This is a genomic window from Kineococcus gypseus (genome assembly GCF_050871305.1).
In the GTDB taxonomy this organism is placed as follows: domain Bacteria; phylum Actinomycetota; class Actinomycetes; order Actinomycetales; family Kineococcaceae; genus Kineococcus; species Kineococcus gypseus.
Genome location: NZ_JBJLRD010000106.1, coordinates 1 through 2,830, shown reverse-complemented (window position 1 = coordinate 2,830; position 2,830 = coordinate 1). Strand labels below are relative to the sequence as shown.

Sequence of the window (2,830 nt, the reverse complement as noted above, 5' to 3'; positions counted from 1 at the left end):
CGGGTCGGCGCTTCTGAGCGCCGACCCGGCCCACACCACGCGACGGCACGGGTGCTCGCGGCAGCATGCTCACCTCACCGACCCGACCAGGTGTCGCTCTCCGTGCTGAAGCGGTAGCAGCGTGTCGTAGGAGCGGGGCATGCTGGACGAAGCCCGGTCCGGACCGCTGCACCAGGGCGCACCGGAGCAAGGCCAGCAGAGCGGGGGAGGACGTCGTGGGCATCGCCTGGGTCGAGGCGGTGCGGTTGGCGCGCGCCAATCGCAGCCAGCAGGAGGAGCTCGAGGACCGTCACGCTGCGCTGGTCAGCCGGGCGGAGCGGGAGAGCCTGGCGCAGGAGCAGCGGCGCCGGGAGGTCTACGAGCGCCTTCTGGTGCCCTTCCGTGACGTCTTCGCCCGGCTGAAGAACGTCGACCTCGCCGAGCTGGCCAGCATCGACCTGCCCACCACCGGGCACACCCCGCAGGTGGAGGTCACCCAGGTGCGCCTGAGCGCCCTGCACACCGTGGGCGCGCTCGCCGGCGGGCTGGGCGTAGGCGCCGGCGCTGGGGTGGGTGCCTTCACCACCGTCGGCGCGTTCGCGGCCGCGTCCACCGGCACCGCCATCTCAGGCCTCTCGGGCGCGGCCGCCACCAGCGCCACCCTGGCCTGGCTCGGTGGGGGCTCACTCGCAGCCGGTGGTGGTGGCGTCGCGGCCGGCACCGTGGTCTTGAGCAGCCTGGTCGCCGCACCTGCGGTGCTGGCCACGGTCGGGGTGGTGGCCTGGCAGGGACGGCGCCAGCGCCGTCGCCAGCGCGAGAGCGCGAAGGAGCTGGCCCAGGTGGAGGTCGAGCTGGCGCGGGCTGAGGGCAACACCGCCGCGGTGATCCGCCGCAGTCGGCAGGTCCGCACCCTGCTCAGCGACCTGCACACCGAGGCCGGTGACCGGTTGGAGCAGCTGCGGGGCCTCGTCGAGGTGGAGACCGACTACGCGCTCTACACCGCGGCCCAGCGCGCGCAGGTGGCGACGACGGTGTCGCTGATGACGACGACGATCTCGGTGATGGCCACCCCGCTGGCGGACGAGAACGGGGTGGTGAGCGACCTGTCAGGCCAGGTCGTCGACGATGCCCGCGAGCGCCTGCAGGACCTCGCCGATGAGGGGGCCGACCAACGTGCCACCGCTACGGCAGGGACCCCGGCGGGGACCGCCGCCGGAAGCGAGGCGGACACCGTGACGGGCGAGTCGAGTGCCGAATCGAGTGCCGAGTCGAGCACCGAGTCGAGCACCGAGTCGAGCACCGAGTCGAGCACCGCGCGGGCGGCGTCGTGAGCGGGGAGGCTGCCGACGGGACCGCTGAGGAACCTGAGGTGATCGCCGAGGCTGTCGATGGCGTCGATGTCCCGGATCTCGACCAGGCCGGTGACGCCGGGGAGAGCGGGGAGACCGGGGCGCCGGATCGAGGCCGCCGGTTCCTGCGGGCCGGGGCGCGGGCTGGGGTGCGGGCGGGGGCAAGGGCTGGAGCGCAGGCCGCAGCCTGGGCGCTGGTGAACGCAGCGACTCACCGAGCCGCGGCGCAGACCGCGGAGGCCCTGCGGGTGAAGAAGATCGCCCAGCGGGTCGCCCAGCGCTACACCAACGTCAACCTGGCCATCAGGACTGGGCACCTGTTCGAGGTGATGCACGAGCTGTCCTTCAACCTCGACGCCATCGCCAAGGGATCGAAGATTCGGGCCGCCAGCACCGAGTGGGCCACCGGCGGCTCGCAGAGCGCGGCAGCCGACCTGCACCTGCTCGACGAAGGTGGTCGCCTGCTCGCCGCTGCCCAGGCCAAACTCCTGGGCGAGCCTACTGGGACCGGGGCCAGAACTGCCCGCAGCCTCGTCAACGCCCACTACGCGGGCATGCAACGCCTCATCGCCGGCGACCATCTCGAAGCTGTGAAGCAGGTTCTCGACAAGCGCCTGACCATGCCCCCCGAGGGCCTCGGCTACACCGACTACGCCGACGCGCGAGCGCACGTCACCGCCACCTTGCATGCGGACGACCCGAGCCTGCGCACCGGCTTCTTCCGCCGTGGAGGCCAGGTGCACAGCACCCCGGTCTCCTTCGATGACGCCCGCGCCGCGGGCGCCGACGCCGCCGGCTGGGGCAAGGACCAGGTCCACCACGCCGCCAGCCACCAGGTGCAGACGGCGATGGCCGCCGGCGCGCTCACCGGCGCGGGGCTCGCCGGCGTGGTGGAGGCAGCCAGGCAGGCCGCACGGGTGCGGGCGGGGGAGACCTCCGCGGCGGCCGCGGCCGCCACCGCCGCGGGTGTCGCAGCGATGGGCGCGGTGCGCTCCGCCTCAGTCGCCGGGCTGGGGGAGGCGATCTCAGTGGCAGTCTCGGCTAAGGCCCTGCCGGCGGTGCTGGGGAAGGGCTCGACTCCGGCGGCGATGGCCGGTGCGGTCGCCAACATCGCCGAGGCTGGCCTCGCCTTCGTCCGGGGGAGCATCGACGCTGCTGAGCTTGCCGAGCGGTGCTGCGAGAGCGCGCTGCAGGCGGTCCTGGTGGGGGTGTGCGGTGCGCTGACGCAGACCGCGATCCCGGTGCCCGTCGTCGCTGGCCTCGTCGGGGGCCTGGTCGGTCAGATGGCCGCGACCCTCATCAGTCAGGGCCTGCGCACGGCGCTGCGCACCGCGCGCGCCGAGCTCCCCGCCGGCGAGAGCGCCGATAGCGACGTCGATGGCGATGGCGATGGCGATGGCGATGGCGATGGCGATGGCGATGGCGATGGCGATGGCGATGGCGATGGCGATGGCGATGGCGATGGCGATGGCGATGGCGATGGCGATGGCGATGGCGATGGC

At 73.4% G+C, this 2,830-nt stretch carries 2 protein-coding genes; both read left to right on the top strand.

Annotated elements, in window-relative coordinates:
* Window positions 1-215 precede the first annotated feature (215 nt).
* A complete protein-coding gene (locus tag ACRYMN_RS20750) occupies window positions 216-1,310 on the top strand; it encodes a hypothetical protein (RefSeq protein ID WP_432499318.1) in 1,095 nt (364 codons plus the stop codon).
* 38 nt (window positions 1,311-1,348) lie between these two features.
* Window positions 1,349-2,830 (top strand): hypothetical protein (locus ACRYMN_RS20745; protein WP_432499316.1); only part of this gene is annotated, 1,482 nt, incomplete at its 3' end.